The organism is Erwinia sp. PME.40.26/001 (assembly GCF_055556675.1).
This window is the reverse complement of sequence record NZ_JBVHNP010000268.1, coordinates 1-258: the sequence shown is the minus strand read 5'-3', so window position 1 is coordinate 258 and position 258 is coordinate 1. Positions and strand designations below refer to the sequence as shown.

Annotated in this window: 1 protein-coding gene; it reads left to right on the top strand. The window is 77.9% G+C overall.

From position 1 onward, the window contains the following. On the top strand, window positions 1-258 hold a 258-nt coding region (locus ACZ3HG_RS24140; RefSeq protein WP_465334965.1), incomplete at both ends, for a hypothetical protein.

Genomic DNA, 258 nt, shown 5'->3' with positions numbered 1-258 from the left:
CGCGGACGCGTCGCTCGGCAGCGTCGCGCCGGGGGACGGTGCCGACGGGGCCAGGGAGGGGGTGGATGCCGACGGCCCGGCGGAGGACGCCGACGGCGACGCCGCGTCGGTCGAGGTGCAACCCGCGAGCGCGAGCAGCGCCGGGAGGAGCAAAGCGGGAAGGGTCGCGAGGACCGGGGGGGTCGACCTCATGACCGCACGGTACGCGCGGCTCCTGGGAGTCGCGTGGGCGTGTCAGGCGCCCGCGGTCGTCCAGGC